Origin of the sequence: Bacteroides sp. DH3716P (assembly GCF_025914115.1) — a bacterium.
Lineage (GTDB): Bacteria > Bacteroidota > Bacteroidia > Bacteroidales > Bacteroidaceae > Bacteroides > Bacteroides ovatus.
Genome location: NZ_CP083673.1, coordinates 1,058,235 through 1,075,110, shown reverse-complemented (window position 1 = coordinate 1,075,110; position 16,876 = coordinate 1,058,235). Strand labels below are relative to the sequence as shown.

At 39.2% G+C, this 16,876-nt stretch carries 7 protein-coding genes; 2 read left to right on the top strand and 5 right to left on the bottom strand.

Going from position 1 to position 16,876, the window contains the following annotated elements; all coding sequences use genetic code 11:
* Positions 1–13: 13 nt before the first annotated feature.
* From KQP79_RS03760 to KQP79_RS03740, 5 genes are all read right to left on the bottom strand, one after another.
* A complete protein-coding gene (locus KQP79_RS03760; RefSeq protein ID WP_061447617.1) occupies positions 14–3,169 on the bottom strand; it encodes a SusC/RagA family TonB-linked outer membrane protein in 3,156 nt (1,051 codons plus the stop codon).
* 26 nt (positions 3,170–3,195) lie between these two features.
* On the bottom strand, positions 3,196–5,394 hold the full coding sequence (locus KQP79_RS03755) for a surface glycan-binding family protein (protein WP_061447616.1): 2,199 nt from the start codon (positions 5,392–5,394) through the stop codon (positions 3,196–3,198).
* A gap of 18 nt (positions 5,395–5,412) precedes the next feature.
* Positions 5,413–7,635 carry a heparin-sulfate lyase HepC gene (gene hepC / locus KQP79_RS03750; RefSeq protein WP_015532602.1) on the bottom strand — a complete coding sequence of 741 codons (2,223 nt, stop codon included), beginning with the start codon at positions 7,633–7,635 and terminating at the stop codon, positions 5,413–5,415.
* 859 nt (positions 7,636–8,494) lie between these two features.
* A complete protein-coding gene (locus tag KQP79_RS03745) occupies positions 8,495–12,556 on the bottom strand; it encodes a two-component regulator propeller domain-containing protein (protein ID WP_004312470.1) in 4,062 nt (1,353 codons plus the stop codon).
* A gap of 211 nt (positions 12,557–12,767) precedes the next feature.
* A complete protein-coding gene (locus KQP79_RS03740; protein WP_004316593.1) occupies positions 12,768–14,138 on the bottom strand; it encodes a TrpB-like pyridoxal phosphate-dependent enzyme in 1,371 nt (456 codons plus the stop codon).
* A gap of 132 nt (positions 14,139–14,270) precedes the next feature.
* Between KQP79_RS03740 and KQP79_RS03735 the strand changes: the two genes are divergently transcribed.
* Both KQP79_RS03735 and KQP79_RS03730 read left to right on the top strand, forming a co-directional pair.
* A complete protein-coding gene (locus KQP79_RS03735) occupies positions 14,271–16,100 on the top strand; it encodes a TrkH family potassium uptake protein (RefSeq protein ID WP_008021450.1) in 1,830 nt (609 codons plus the stop codon).
* A 4-nt stretch (positions 16,101–16,104) separates the two neighbouring features.
* A complete protein-coding gene (locus KQP79_RS03730; RefSeq protein WP_008021453.1) occupies positions 16,105–16,791 on the top strand; it encodes a potassium channel family protein in 687 nt (228 codons plus the stop codon).
* Positions 16,792–16,876 lie beyond the last annotated feature (85 nt).

The window sequence follows — 16,876 nt, the reverse complement described above, 5'->3', positions numbered from 1 at the left end:
TTATTTTCTCATATTAGAACTGTAAATCAATACCAAATGTAAATACTCTACTTTTAGGATAAGCACCCCAATCCAGTCCGGGGGTCATAGGACTCTTGCTAGCTGTACTTACTTCCGGGTCATATCCACTGTAGTTGTTAAGACAGAAAAGATTTTGTCCGGTAGCATATATACGAAGCTTGGATGCATGAAAACTCCGAGTCCATTTATGAGGAAGTGTATATCCTAGCGTAATATTCTTCAAACGCAAGAAAGAACCATCTTCTACAAATCGTGAATACACATCATTTACTACGTATCCGTTATAGCTAGGTACTTTGTTTGAAGCATTTGTCGGACTCCAACGATCTGCCACTTCTGCTAATTGGTTTCTGCGTTGTGTGTTAGTTTGAGTTGCATACAAACGGGTTGCATTATAAATGTCATTGCCATAGTTAAATTGCAGCATAAAGCTAAAGTCAATACCTTTATAATTGAATGTATTGGTGATACCACCATACCATTTAGGCAAAGCATTACCGATCACTGTACGGTCTTTTGTTGTTATCACTCCATCACCATCTTGATCTTTATATTTCACCGCACCTGGAGCCAATCTGTTTCCAAGACTAGGATTGCTCGTTACACCTTCTTTTAAGACCAAAGTACTGGAACCCGGAACAGAATAGAAATCAGAATATTGATAGATGCCATCAAATTCATATCCGTAAATCAGACCCAGAGATTGTCCGACGATAGCCATATAATCATATGATGTGAAATTGCTATCGAAGCCAGAACGTGCTTGCATATAATTTACTCCGGATGCCAGTGACTTTAATGTATTTCTGATAAATGATATATTAAAGTTGGTTTGCCAGGTAAAATTCCGGGTTTGAATATTGGTGCTGTTTAAACTTAATTCGATACCTTTATTTTGGATTTTTCCTACGTTTTGCATTTGTGAGTCAAATCCTGTAATATGTGCCAGTGATTGTGACAATAACAAGTCTTTTGTATTTTTGATAAAGAATTCAGCTGTTACATTTAGACGGTTGTCGAAGAAGCCTAAGTCAATACCTAAGTTGGTTGTGTTTGAACCTTCCCATTTCAGATTCTTATTTCTGAGTTGTTTCGGATTTAAAACAGTAACGCTACTATTACCTATGCCATATTTATTTGCTTCATATAGATCCAAAGAAAGATAGTTAGGAATATTATCGTTTCCTACAGTACCCCAACCTAAACGAATTTTGAAATTAGAAATCCATTTGACATCTTTCATGAATGCTTCTTCTGATACACGCCATGCTGCAGAGAAAGAAGGGAAGAATCCCCATTTCTTATTTGACGAGAATACGGTAGAACCATCGGCACGTACAGTTGCCGTAAATAAATAACGGTTATCGTAATTGTAGTTAGTACGTGCATAAAATGATAATAACGTTTTATCATAGAAAGTACTTTCAACCTTACTTGGAGTTGCGCCTAACCCCATGTTGTCATTTCCCATCTGATCGAAAGGGAATCCCATTGCTTCACCCAGCAAATACTCTGTGCTTCTGTAGGATACTTCATGACCTAACAATACATCATAATTGTGTTTCTTTACCTTTTGTTTCCAGGTTAAAGTGTTATAGTTAGTCCAACGTGCATCGCGTTGCATTGTTGTCCGTCCATAAGGTTGTTCGCCATTACGATATGCTTCCTTAGAACCATTCTTGTAGAATATGTCAGTACGGCTATTGGTTGTATTATATGTTCCGGCACTTTTAAAAGTAAGACCTTTGATGATTTGCCAGCTAACAGATGCGTTTCCTGACCACATTTCACCACGTTTATTGTTAGTTACGGATTGGGTTTGCATAACAGGGTTAACCTGTGCCAAACTTTCACCTGTCTCCAACATTTCCGGGTCAATAGCAGAATGCAATAATTCTTCATCGGTCAGTTTATTCCCACCAGTGGGACGTGCGCTAAGAATTTGAGCTAACATATTGAAACGTCCGGAATCTGCTGTTGTTCCTACACCTTTACGATTGGTTAAAGCATAGTTAATAGTAGCATTGAATGATATATTTTTATTGATCTTCTGATCTATGCGGAATTTAGCTGTTGTTTTGTCAAAACCGCTGTTGTTAAAGATACCGTTTTCTACATAACGAGAAAAAGCTGCATTATATTGTGTGTCATTGCTACCACCTCTAAGAGATATATTATGATCTTGTGACCAAGTCGGGTTGAAAGTTTCTTCCTGCCAGTCTACCCCTTTTACACCTACATAATCTTCTAGCGAATGGTATCTGATAGGTTTTCCGTTGTCGTCAAATTCTTTGTCGGAGATATAGCTGTTTAAAAGGTCACTATTCACTTCACCTTGCAGTTTCACAAATTCGTAGGGAGATAATACATCTAGCATTTTAGATATTTTACGGTAACTTGCAGAACCGTTGTAGCTAATTTGTGGTCTACCACTTTTCCCTGATTTTGTTGTAATCATCACAACTCCATTAGCTGCACGTGCACCATAGATGGCGGAAGATGAAGCGTCTTTGAGCACCTCAACAGATTCAATATCAGAATTTGATATATAATCAATATCGTCCACTTGAAAACCGTCTACAATATAGAGAGGGCTTGAATCACCTGTCAGACTTCCTACACCACGAATATTAATGTTGAATCCCGCACCAGGAGTACCATCTGTAGAGGTGATTTGCACTCCGGCAATTTGTCCGCCTAATGCACCTGCTACAGAACTAGTTTGGAAACCTTCAATATCTTTGGCGGCAACAGAAGCAACAGAACCTGTTAAGTCGCTACGTTTCATCGCGCCGTATCCAACAACTACCACTTCATCCAATGCTTGGTTATCCGGAACCATTTTTATATTAATGGATCCCTGGCCATTGAATTTTAGCTCTTGTGTTTTATAACCAATGTAAGAAATGGTAATGGTAGCTCCTTTTTTTGCTTTTAAAGTAAATTTACCATCAAAGTCCGTAATAGCTCCTGTTGAGGTGCCTTTAGCTTGTATCGTTGCTCCGATAAGAGGTGTATCTGTTTCGTCTACAATGACACCTTTTAAAGTTAATTCTTGAGCATATACGCTGATTGTGAGCATCAGTGCTAAGAGAGTAACCCACCCTCTTATGCTTATTGATTTAATTAGATTGTTTATGTTATACATAATTTCTATTTTTAACGTATTAGTATTTAGAAGTTAGGATCGAACCAGATGATTAGCGGGAATACCTGACTACCTTTCTGAGGATCTATTCCATTTTTATCGAAAGTCATCTGGCCTGTGAATACACCATTAGGATACTCTCCGTCCAAAACCCATTTGTTTGGATTCAATTTGAGGGCGAGTCCATTAGTCGGATCAACATATCCTATAGCATAACTTAATGTGTTTTTATTTTTATCTATATTGCTATAATAGGAAATGGCGTTTCTGGAACCTGTATTAACTCCTCTGCCGGAATCTTCTCCGAATTTAGTCCAAAGTGTATTCAAGAAGTTGGAAGTTTTAGGATCACCATTAGTAAATGTACCGCTAATTGCCGTATAATTGAATGAACGTCTATAGTCTAAAGTGAACGATGATAAAGCTTCCGCATCTATACCTTTAATAGTTGGTTTTTCAGAATAAGTGCTGTTGCCAATTGTTTTTGGATTAACCTGGAATACAAATGGGTTATATAATACATGAACACCGGCTACCACCAAGTCATAATGTATAAATACAGGTACTTCCAGTGAGAATTCAGAATCTTTGTCTTCACCAACAGTGGCTGTTACAAAGAAGAATCCTGAACCGTTTGTGGCTGCTGGCTCTTTTGCGTCTAATCCTGGCCATATAGCATTGGTAAATGAGATCTTACCATTCTCATCTATTTCCAACTTATCACAGTTCCTTCCATTTCTGATGCTCCATCGTACATTTTTTCCTGTGATGTCTGTTGTAGGAGCAGGTATTGTGAATTTACTTAGAATGGTAGTAGCATTAGCAGCTTTGTCTACTGTGATTCTAAATTGGTTGGCGTTGCTTTCAGCATCTACGCCTATATTATTTCCGTAGCGTATAAAACTGAACTTATTCGGATTATTCTTAACCTTCAGGTTGAATGACGCTTCTTTTGAATTTTTAGTATTAGATGCAGTGACTGTAATGATATAGTCTCCGTTTGGTATGGTGTGACCTTTCTTTGCGGATACTACTCCATTTTTGTCAACAGACAACTGTTGTCCTAAATCATCCTTCAATGTGAACGTGATACCATCTCCTTCAAGTCCTTCATCAGGAGTTACTTTTAATGGTGACGATTCATATATTTCTACATTAGCAGGATAGCTAAAGTTTGCTACAGGCACAATTCTGTTGACTACTTTGAGAGTGTATACATTGTTGAATGATACTCCATCTGTAGCATATTTGTTTGCTACTTTTACAGATATAACATATTCCTGACCGATTTCAAAACCGTGATGTTTATCTACTGAAAGTACACCTGTTGTTGGGTCAATCTTAATTTTGTCCGTTGATGGTTCAATGCTTTCAATAGAATAGGCTATGTTTTCCAAAGAGCCTTTCAACATTGGAGTTTCGCTTTTAAAAGACGTTTCCGGTTCTTCTGCTGTTTCAGCTTCTATCAATCCTTCGTTAGGTTCATAAGTCAATCCTAAAGGTTTGGAGGTAACGTTGATAGTTAATGCGTTCTCAAAAATGCCTTCGTCTTCAGACGATGCGCCTGTAGTGAGTTTTAATGCAAGAGTATGTATTCCCGGTGCAATATCACTTCCTCTCACAATCGTTATTTCTCCTGTTTGAGAGATATTGAAGAATGAAGAAATATCACTTTTGGCAATTGCATATTTGGTAATGGATACATGATTTCCATCAGTTTTTACTTGTGCAGTAGGTAATTCTTCCGTGCTTTTTGCGTCTGAAACAATACTGTATTCTATTTGGATCTCATTAGGTTCTACAGTAATACCATCTGGTACAGGTTTCATCATGTTTACTTCTACAATATTCTTATATTCATGATAAGAACCGCCGGCCATACATGAAATGGATATTTTATATGAACCTACCGGGGTGTCCTTTGCGCTGTTGATTTCAATAGCACCGGTTTCTTTATTGATAATAAAATCACTACCCGTATAAGCCTCGCCATTTAATGTGATACCTGTGATTGTAAAATCAGACGGAACGCTTCCTTTGTAAGAAGGTTCTGAAATTATCCCACTCATCGATGGACCTATATCGGTCATGCCCAAATAATAAAGTGCAAAATCTGTAGTGTCAGTGGTATCCTCATCTGAACAGGATGTATAAGTCATAACTAGTACAACTGCCATCAAGACACCTAAAAAATGCGAAATGTCTTTTAGTAATTTAGATTTCATATTATATGATTGTTAGATTTATTTTGAAGAAAGATCGTATACTGTACCTTTGACTGTTACTTGAATAGATACACCTTCCGAATGGAATGTTCCAGCTGTCCCATCTTCATTGTCAGTGAATTTGGCATCAACTTTCAGCTCTTCCCGTTCCGTTGCGCTCTCAAATGGGCAAAGAATTGTGATATAACGGGTTGCACTGATTTCGATAGGGGTAATTTTAGGCTGACGAAGAGTAATTTGGTAGCCTAGACGTATAGGACCATCTTCTTTATCAGTGTTTGTAGATACTATATTGGTCACATCTGTTGAAGATAATGCTTTAGCTGTCAGATCTTGACTCGTTTCTGTAAATGTGGCAGCGAGAATGTTATTACTATCAAAATTGGTATATGCTTGATAATACTTATTGCTGTTTACAGATGTTTGCAGATTCTTGTCGAATACAGAAGGGGTATCTTTATCACTAAGCAGATGGAAGTTTATATTTGTTTTTGTTCCAAGTGTGGAGGCTCCATAACCTTCGTCTACAATAACAAAGAACGTTCTATTATTTACAAAGAAGACGGTTCTACGATGGGTTATGTCATCTGATTGTTGGTTTTCCGTAACTAAAATGTCTACATTGTTTTTAGTTGTTAACTTAATCATTTTCCCTTCCATTACGCCACCTTGTCCGGTTGGCTTAGCAACTCCAATAGTCTTACTCATAATAGTCATAGTATTATGGTTGACAGTCGAAGCATATTTGCTACGGGCAGCTCCTGTGTTATAGGTGAATACACCTGCGTCCGGGAAGAAATTACGTTCTTTGCGATACAAACCGAAAGTTCCATTATCGGGCTGACAATGCCATTGATTGGTCGGATTGTAGTTGTTCTTTAAAATCATCATGGTTGCATCTTTATCCCAACCGTTACGTAGCATGTAATAGCCAGAAGTGCTGTAAGCCTTAGTTGTATATGAAGGTTTACTTCCGCTTTTTCCTTCTGTAGCTACCCATAATAATCCATTATCGTCAGGATACATAGCCGAATACTCCTTTAGTCTATTCAATAACGTACTTTTAGCATACGAAGCTGAACGGGTATCATTGAAATTGTCTATGGTATAATTAGGGTAAATCATATCCATAACAAATTCTGTCGCTTTCTTTAATTTACTAATATAACTAGGAGACAATAAATTTGTCTTGTTATTGGCTTGGGCTATAAGGTATATTTCGCGAAAGTCGCTAATGGCAGCAGTGTGATAGCTGAAATCCAACTCATATTCTACCCCGTCATCATTAAATTGTGTATCTAATGATTCGTTTAAGCCCTGTGTTCCTTCTGTAGCCCATGTGGATGCATTCTTAAATTCTGGCATTAATATACCAGCAGTGGCTACGGCTTGATATTGAGAAATCAAGATATTGCCGCTTTGATAATAATTCAATCGAATACACTCTACCTCTTTTTCAAACGCAACCAGGAAAGTTGAAAGCCATTCTGGTGTGAAATTTGTAGAATGAATGAAATAAGGCATGATGTCTACTTGAGAGAGGACTCTTTCTGCTACCTGCAAGCCTTTCCATTGATAGTCTACATCATTTTCTGAACCACCTGCCGGCGGAAATACTGTTCCGGGAGTGTATGGGAATGTTTCTATCCAGCTGCCATACGCTTCAATCCATGATTGAATGTATTTCTCATCTTTACTAATACGGTATGCTTTTGCTTGAGGAAGCATCCATTGATGACGATGAAGCTGGTATCTGAACTCTTGCTCTTTCTTCTGCTTGTCTTCGTTGGCACTCCAATCTATTTTTTTTGCAGATGCATCGTAGAAAGAATAATATGTTTCTAATTTGGTTGCTTCATCTACACTTTCGGCGAATCCTTTTACATAGAAACGATGCTCAAGCGCTTGATCGGCAATTCGCTGATCTTTTTCAGAAATAGTGGGGTTAATCAAGTTGACGCTAGGGTTATTTACGTCCACTCTTGTTCTATAATACTCTAGTAATTCGTTAGCTGCATAATAGTATTCTCCGCTTTCATAGAATTTTTTCACTTTCTCTAATCCTGGGTAATCGAGGTTAATGATCTCAAATAACTTTGAGTCGACTACTTCATTCGGTTTATTTTCAGGAAGTATTTCTACTCCTGGACTAACTTCACCAGTTAATAAGTCATCATCATCATCTACGCATCCGGTAAAAGCAACGGTTGCGAACATACAAATAAAGAAGATGTTCTTCATACTTTATTAGGTTTTAATTATTAAAAGTTATATTTTACTGTTTGCAAAAATAGCTTATTAAATTATAGTCTATTATCTAGCTTGTTCACACTTTGTTCAAAAATGATTTTTTTGATATTAAATTTGTTGAATCATATATTATTTCTGTCTAAAAAGTCTGTTACATACCTGATATCAGGCTTTTTATATATCATAATGTAATCTAATCCAATTGTATTTGTAGGGTTGGTTTTGTACATTTTTAGGCATTCTATTGGATGAATTTTAGTCCATAATGATTTTGGGAATCATGCTGGATCGGAGAAATAACAAAGTCCAGGTCTTTCATTTTGTATAATGAATTCGCTAAATGTATATAGAAAGACCATATCTTTTTCCTTAATAATGCGGAAGTATTATGGAACTCTATCAGATCATTTAAGTAACTCATCATATACTTTTGGTTACTTCTTCTAATGTAATTAGTGGAATGCAGTTGAGCAACTAGTGAGTTGCACTTGTACAACTATCAAGAAGGATAAGTGTAACTTATCGGTTGCATAACTGTAATCTATCAATTGGATCTTAGTAATAAAACTCTTTAATTGGATTGATAAATAGGGTACTATAAGAATAATGCACTTTTCATTCAGAAAAAGCCAATAGCGTTCTATTATTTTTTGTAAACTTATCTAAAATACCGCCTTTGGAGAAAGATAATATGTTGATTATAAGCTCTGCCACATTTTTGTATCTCTCCCTTATAATACTTAAAATAGATACAAAAATGTGGCAAGTTACAAGGACGTTTTCTATGGTGAAATAGTATTCCCAATACATCTTCTCCTAACAGTTATATTGTTTTAATCAGGACTATCAATTATCCCTTTGCCTTCTTAATATACTCTGTAGGCAAACATCCGAAATACTTTTTGAAACTCGTAGCAAAGTAAGACGGCGTATTAAATCCTACCATTGTGCTGACTTCTGCTATTGTATAACGGCCATCCTTCAGTAGTTTTGCCGCTTCATTGAAACGAATCTTGCGTATAAAGTCGATAGTCGATTCACCTGTGATGGCTTTCAATTTGAGGTGCAGATTAGAACGGCTCATATTCATTTCTCTGGCGAACTCGTCGGTAGAGAATTCAATATTATCCATATTCTTTTCTACGATGGCTACGGCACGTTTCAATAAAGCTTCATCCATGGCGTTGAACGTAATCTTTTCCGGTTCCACTTCCAGAGATTTAGAATACCGTTCAAGCATACGCCTGCGGGTACGCATCATATTCTGTATTTTCGTAGTCAGGATAGCTAGCGAGAACGGTTTCGGGATATAATCATCCGCGCCCATTTGCAGACCTTCCATCTGATCTTTGGTTTCGCTTTTGGCAGACAGGATAATCACAGGAATGTGACAGGTACGGATATTCTGCTTCACATTCTTGCATAGCTTGATACCATCCATCACAGGCATCATGACATCAGTCACAATAATGTCCACTTCATTCTCTTTCAGCTTTTCCAGGGCTTCTTCACCATTTCCGGCTTCCAGTGTATTGAAAAGTTCGGCAAGTCCGCTACTTAGATAATGGCGGATTTCATTATTGTCTTCTACGATAAGAATCGTACCACGTTTCTTGTCACCAGTTTCGATCGTTTCGTTTTCTACTTTTTCCGTATCAATGAAATACATCTCTTTCGAGTTGGTAGAATAAACTTGGTCCTCCTCATTTTTAGCGTCATTAGAAGCTAATTCGGAAGATTTATAGATATTTATATCCTGTGGCAGATAAACAGAGAAAGTACTGCCTTTGCCTTCTTCACTGTCTAACTCAATACGTCCGTGATGCAGTTCCACCAAACGTTGTACCAGTGACAGCCCGATACCACTTCCTACGTGCTCACTCTCTATCTGATAGAAACGTTCGAATATTTTCCCCTGCTTGTTGATAGGAATACCAATACCGGTATCACTAACTTGCAGTACCAGCCAATTGTTTTCCTCTTTCAACGTAACAGTAATGCTTTGCCCGCTTTCTGTATATTTGAAAGCATTTGAAAGCAGGTTATTAACGATCAGTTCCAGATAATTCGGATCGAAAAGTTCCTCTTTTTCTTCCAGTTCGGAGTGGAGAGTATAAGTAATCTTCTTGTGGCGTGCCAGTTTATCGTAGAACAAGAAATTATCCTGTATCAGTTGATGCGCATTCTCTTTCTTTACTTTCAGCTCGAAAACTCCCAATTCGGCACGGCGATAATCCATCAACTGGTTGACAAGATGCAACAGACGATTGGCGTTGCGTTGGATATATTCCAGTTGGTTACGAGTCCAGCGATCACTAATCTTATTGATTATTTCTTGTAAAGGAGCTAAGATGAGAGTTAATGGCGTGCGAAGCTCGTGCGAAATATTGATGAAGAAACGCATCTTCATCTGGTTGATTTCTTCTTGATGCTCCTTGTCCCTGCGTTCAAGTTCCAGTTCCGCTTCCATACTCTTACGCATCCAGAAGAAGCGGAAGACGAAAGTGATAAACCCGATAAAAGTGGCGAGGAAAATCATGATTGCCCACCAGGTCTTGTACCAGATAGGGAGAACTATGATTTCCAACATTGTAGGTACAGTATTCCATTTTCCGTCACTATTGGCAGCTTTTACCAAAAAGTGATAAGTGCCTTGTGGTAGGTTGGAGTAGGAGACAGTACGTTTATCTGTCAGATAATACCACTCTTTGTCATATCCTTCCAGTTTATAAGCGAAAGTGTTATGTTGTCCGGAAATATAATTGGATACTACAAATTCAATCGTGAAAGCAGTTTGCCATGATTTCAGGGTGATACTTTCTGTCTCATTGATATTCTTAGTCAGGATACCGGTTTCATCATCCGGGCGAACTGTCTTGTTAAACAGTTGAAGTTTAGTGATAACTACCGGAGGCGTATAAGGGTTATCCAGCAACAGTTCCGGGCGGAAAGTAGTGATCCCGTTGATACCTCCGAAATACATCTGACCGCTCGAAGTGCGACAGAACGAAGAAGTATTAAACTGATTACTCTGTAATCCGTCGGATTCCGTAAAATTACGGAACCTCTCTGTTTCCGGATTGAAACAGGAAATACCACGATTGGTACTTACCCAAAGACGTCCGAAAGTATCTTCCAGAATACCATATACCACATTATTAGGCAAACCGTTAGCCGTAGTATATCGTTTGATTTTCTTTTCTTTCTCATTAAAACAGTAGAAGCCTTCACGCGTACCTACCCAAATGATACCGTTGGCAGCCTCGTAAATGCAATTGGTAAACGTCTTTGTTACAGATGATTCCGGCAGAATAGGCACCTTTTCTATCTCGATTCCTTCCTGCTGAAAGACAGATATACCTTCCTCACCCCCGACCCAAAGCCGTTTATGGGAATCTCTGAACAGGATTGTGATTCGTTGTGAAGTAAATGGAGTACCGTCCTTTTCCTTATCAATGGTGGTAAAACTCTTTTTTTCCGGGTTAAAACTAACCAGAGCACTTAATGTCCCCAATAAGAGATTCCCTCCTTTGTCAGGAAGAATAGCATATACATTCTCATTCACCAACTGGCTGTTCAGCTGATTGAAACTTTCCATTTTTCCACTGTTTCGATGGAGGACAGTCAGTCCGCCGGCATGTGTCCCTATATATACAAGTGATTTTTGTTCATCTACATATACGGCTTTGATATTGTTGGAACCAATACCGATTTCCCGTTCGTCTTCCTGTAAGATATAGTGCGTAAACTGTTGTGTCTTTGTATTATACAGATTCAAACCACCATCATTCGTTCCTATCCATAAGTTCTTATCCTTATCTTCCGTAATGCAGCTGACTACGTTATCGCTTAGAGAATTCTTATAGGGAATACGCTGGATATTCTTGAATCTGTTGCGGATAGGATGGTAATAGTTCAATCCCCCGAAGTAGGTTCCAAGCCACATACCTCCTTGCGAATCCATAAAGATACTGCGAACCGAACGTTGTGACAAACTGCCGTTTTCTACCGGACTGCTACTGTAGGAAACGAAAGAATCGCTTCCTTCATGATAAATGTTTAGATCATTGAACGTTCCTATCCATAAGCGATTTTGCGAATCCAGTGCCAGGGAGCGGATATAATTGGAACTGATACTTTTAGGATTGGAAGAAGAATGATGATAAGCCTTGACCTCTTTCGTTTTCGGATTGAGCAGAAGCAGACCGGCTCCTTCGGTAGCTACCCATATACGGGTAGGAGATTGCTGCAAAATGGCCTGAATCTGTTTCGTTTCCGTTATCGGAGTAATTTTTTCCAGTTTCTTTTGAGGAATGGAATAGCTGTAAAGCCCGTCAACCGGGGTACCGATATAGATAATATCCCCCTGTCTGTAAAGAGCTGAAGCTATAAGCTTGTGCATAGCGGTACTAAAAGAATCATCAACGAATCGTGATTCTTTAATATCGAACATAGTCAGACCTTCTTGTGTGCTTATAAGCAACTGTTCCGGTGAGATTTCTGCAATACCATTGATTTGTTGCCGTTTGCCTTTTTTCTCGTAGAAGAAATTTCTGAATTTGTCTTTTTCTTCGTCATAATATGACAAACCATCCCGCGTACCGATCCAGACACGTCCCTGACTGTCAGTTTTTACGATTCGTGAAATGTCATTAGCAATACTGTTCGGATCCTCTTCATTATGTTGATAAACTGTAAATGAATACCCGTCATACTTGTTTACTCCATCATAGGTCGCGAACCACATATTACCTCTTTGGTCCTGATCGATAGAAAATACGGTGCTTTGTGACAATCCTTCGTTAATAGAAATATAAGAGAAGTTAATTTGCTCCGGAACTTCAGAAAAAACGCAATTAACCCCTATACATAGAAAGAGTAGACAGATTGTTGTTTTTTTAAGGCTGTTCATTATTAGTTCATAAGATTAATAATGGCATCAAAGATAGCAAAATCTTTTATATGGAGGTATTCAATAGAGAGAAAGTAAATATAGGGAATGAAAAAATACCACCGATTATACAGATTAGCACGGATTTTTATATCGACAATCTTCGAATTACAATTAAATCTGTGTTAATCTGTGTAATCGGTGGTGAAACTTGAAACTGGTAGGTAATTTATTATTTAGCTAAATCTCCTATCTCGTCTAAATTCTTCTGAATATCTTCGTCATTCAATGTATAATTCACCAGATCACCTGCCAAATACTTGTCATAAGAAGCCATATCGATCAGACCATGTCCCGAAAGATTGAACAGAATCACTTTTTCTTCTCCGGTTTCCTTGCATTTGTTAGCTTCGCGGATAGCCGCTGCAATAGCGTGGCTGGATTCGGGAGCCGGAATAATACCTTCAGACTGCGCAAACAGACAACCGGCTTCGAAAGACTCCAGTTGCTGTATATCTACCGCTTCCATCAGATTATCTTTGAGCAACTGTGAAACGATTACACCTGCGCCGTGATAACGAAGCCCACCAGCATGGATATGAGCAGGAGCAAAATTATGTCCCAAAGTGAACATCGGCAGCAATGGAGTATATCCGGCTTCATCACCGAAGTCATATTGGAACTTACCACGTGTCAGTTTCGGACAAGAAGCAGGTTCGGCAGCAACGAAACGAGTCTTTTTCCCTTCCTGTATGGTGTGGCGCATGAACGGGAAAGAGATACCTCCGAAGTTGGAACCACCTCCGAAACAACCGATCACGATATCCGGATATTCGCCTGCCATTTCCATTTGTTTTTCAGCTTCCAGTCCGATAATAGTCTGGTGGAGAGTCACGTGGCTAAGTACGGAACCGAGCGTATATTTACAGTTGGGAGTCATTTGTGCCAGTTCGATAGCTTCCGAAATAGCAGTTCCCAATGAACCTTGATAAGTGGGGTGTTTAGTCAGAATATCTTTACCGGCGCGGGTAGACATAGATGGAGAAGGAGTGACCTGTGCTCCGAAAGTTTGCATGATGCTGCGGCGGTATGGTTTTTGTTCATAACTGATTTTTACCTGATAAACGGCAGCTTCCAGGCCGAAAACCTTGGCTGCGTAAGAAAGAGCGGCTCCCCATTGTCCGGCACCAGTTTCAGTGGTAATGTTGGTAACTCCTTCTTCTTTACAATAATAAGCTTGTGCCAATGCAGAGTTCAACTTATGCGAACCGATAGGGCTTACGCTTTCGTTCTTAAAATAGATATGAGCCGGAGTGCCGAGTGCTTTTTCCAAACCATAAGCACGAACCAGCGGAGTGCTGCGGTAGTACTTGTACATTTCACGCACTTCTTCCGGTATTTCGATCCATGCATCCGTCTGATTTAGCTCCTGATGACACAGCTCTTTTGCGAAAATCGGATATAAATCTTCTGCTTTCAGCGGTTGTTTGGTTCCCGGGTGCAACGGAGGCATAGGCTTGTTCACCATATCGGCCTGAATGTTGTACCAGTAATGTGGAATTTCTTCTTCCGGTAGAATATACCGTTTTCTTTTTTCACTCATAATATTGTAGTTTTTTAGTTTTCTGTTGCCAAAAGTAGTCAAATTTTTAATATTCAGAAAATTTTGTCAACAAAGAATCGTGTTTGATTGTTATTTTAGTTAAGTTTGCACGACCCCGTTAAAAAAGATGATATGAAGATTTATCATAAGTTTTTATTGTATCAGAATAAACTCCTAAAACCCTATGTACGTATTTTGTTAGGGCTGATAGAAGCACTCACTTATCTGGCGTCTTTATCATTGATTGTCGGAGTAGTATATGAACATGGCTTTCCCTTGTCTATTGATGAAGTGGCGAATTTGCAGACATTGTATAAAACTGTCTGGATCATTTTTCTGATTGATGTAACTTTACATATCTCGCTGGAATACCGGAATACTAAAAAGCAATACCGGCGATTAGCCTGGATATTGAGTGGATTGTTATATCTCACGTTGGTACCTGTTATATTCCATCGTCCGGAAGAAGAAGGAGCTATTTTGCATATTTGGGAATTCTTACATGGGAAGTTTTATCATCTTCTGTTATTGTTAGTTCTTTCTTTCCTCAATCTGTCCAATGGGCTGGTGCGTCTGTTGGGACGGCGTACCAATCCGTCTTTGATATTGGCAGTTAGTTTTATGGCTATTATTCTGATTGGAGCAGGCTTGTTGATGCTTCCGCGCTGCACGGTAAATGGTATCACCTGGGTAGACTCTTTATTTACGGCTACCAGTGCCGTATGCGTTACGGGCTTGGTACCGGTAGACGTGTCTACTACATTCACCACTTCGGGATTAGTTGTCATTATCCTGCTGATTCAGATTGGCGGATTGGGAGTGATGACATTAACCAGTTTCTTCGCCATGTTCTTCATGGGGAATACTTCCATCTACAATCAGCTTGTTGTGCGTGATATGGTTAGTTCCAATTCATTAGGTTCTTTGCTGTCTACTTTATTATATATATTAGGCTTCACCTTAGTGATTGAAGGGATCGGCATGGTTTCGATTTGGTTTAGTATTCACGGAACGTTGGGAATGACTCTGGAAGGAGAGTTGGGTTTTGCTGCTTTCCATTCTATTTCGGCTTTTTGCAATGCGGGCTTTTCTACGCTTTCCGGCAATTTAGGAAATCCGATGGTGATGACTAACCACAATTGGCTGTTTATTACCGTTTCTCTATTGATTATATTTGGTGGTATCGGTTTCCCCATCCTTGTCAATTTCAAGGATATTGTATTGTATCACCTCCGTCGTTTCTGGAAATTGATTCGTACCCGCAAACTGGACCGGCATAAAATGCAGCACCTCTATAACCTGAATACGAAAATCGTGTTAATCATGACTTTTCTGCTTTTATTAATCGGCACATTGGCTATTGCTGCTTTTGAGTGGAATGGTTCTTTTGCCGGTATGCCTGTGGCAGATAAGTGGACACAAGCTTTCTTTAATGCCACTTGTCCGCGAACAGCCGGTTTCAGCAGTGTCGACCTGGCATCATTGAGCGTGCAGACATTGTTGGTTTATCTATTCCTGATGTGGGTGGGCGGTGGATCACAGTCCACGGCAGGTGGTGTGAAAGTAAATGCTTTTGCGGTCGTAGTTCTGAATCTTGTAGCCGTATTGCGTGGCACTGAACGAGTGGAAGTGTTCGGCAGGGAATTGTCTTACGATTCAATTCGGCGTTCCAATGCAACAGTAGTCATGTCATTGGGAGTCTTATTCATTTTTATTTTTACATTGAGCATACTCGAACCGGGTGTTTCCATTATGGCATTGACTTTCGAATGTGTCTCTGCGCTTAGTACCGTAGGTTCCAGTCTGAATCTGACCCCTCATTTGTGCGACGCAAGCAAACTATTGGTGTCTTTGTTGATGTTTATTGGTCGTGTGGGGTTAATAACATTGATGTTGGGAATCGTCAAACAGAAAAAGAATACAAAATACCGTTATCCAAGTGATAACATCATAATAAACTAAAGCTATGAAGTATATTATTATTGGTTTAGGAAATTACGGCCATGTGTTGGCGGAAGAACTGTCCGCCTTGGGACACGAAATTATAGGTGCGGATATAAGCGAAAGTCGTGTAGACTCCATCAAAGATAAGGTTGCTACAGCTTTTGTCATTGATGCCACTGACGAACAATCATTATCAGTGTTGCCATTGAATAGTGTGGATATAGTTATTGTAGCGATTGGAGAGAATTTTGGTGCGTCGATACGAGTCGTTGCCCTGTTGAAGCAGAAAAAGGTTCCCCGTATTTTTGCCCGTGCTATTGATGCTGTACATAAAGCAGTGCTTGAAGCTTTTGATCTGGAACGAATCCTGACTCCGGAAGAAGATGCTGCCCGCAGCCTGGTACAACTGCTCGACTTCGGTACTAACATGGAAGGATTCCGCATCGATCAGGATTATTATGTGGTGAAGTTCACGGTTCCGGAGAAATTTGTAGGATATTTTGTGAATGAGTTAAACCTGGATGAAGAGTTTCATTTAAAAATGATAGGCTTGAAACGGGCGAATAAGGTCACCAACTGCCTGGGTATCTCTCTGACCGAGCTTCATGTGAAGAATGAATTACCGGAAAATGAGAAAGTGGAAGAAGGAGACGAATTGGTCTGCTACGGCAGGTATCGTGATTTTCAGGCCTTCTGGAAAGCTATTTAGCTAGAGTACTTATAACGTCGCTTTTATTGAGCACAAGTGAGCAAGTTTCAGAGATAGTTGTATGAAGAAACCCATCGGACTTCTT

Bases quoted from the DNA above. Each gene is read 5' to 3' on its own strand.
- KQP79_RS03755 (WP_061447616.1), bottom strand. From the start codon at position 5,394: ATGAAATCTAAATTACTAAAAGACATTTCGCATTTTTTAGGTGTCTTG.
- KQP79_RS03735 (WP_008021450.1), top strand. From the start codon at position 14,271: ATGAAGATTTATCATAAGTTTTTATTGTATCAGAATAAACTCCTAAAA.
- KQP79_RS03730 (WP_008021453.1), top strand. From the start codon at position 16,105: ATGAAGTATATTATTATTGGTTTAGGAAATTACGGCCATGTGTTGGCG.
- KQP79_RS03760 (WP_061447617.1), bottom strand. From the start codon at position 3,169: ATGTATAACATAAACAATCTAATTAAATCAATAAGCATAAGAGGGTGG.
- hepC (WP_015532602.1), bottom strand. From the start codon at position 7,635: ATGAAGAACATCTTCTTTATTTGTATGTTCGCAACCGTTGCTTTTACC.
- KQP79_RS03740 (WP_004316593.1), bottom strand. From the start codon at position 14,138: ATGAGTGAAAAAAGAAAACGGTATATTCTACCGGAAGAAGAAATTCCA.
- KQP79_RS03745 (WP_004312470.1), bottom strand. From the start codon at position 12,556: ATGAACAGCCTTAAAAAAACAACAATCTGTCTACTCTTTCTATGTATA.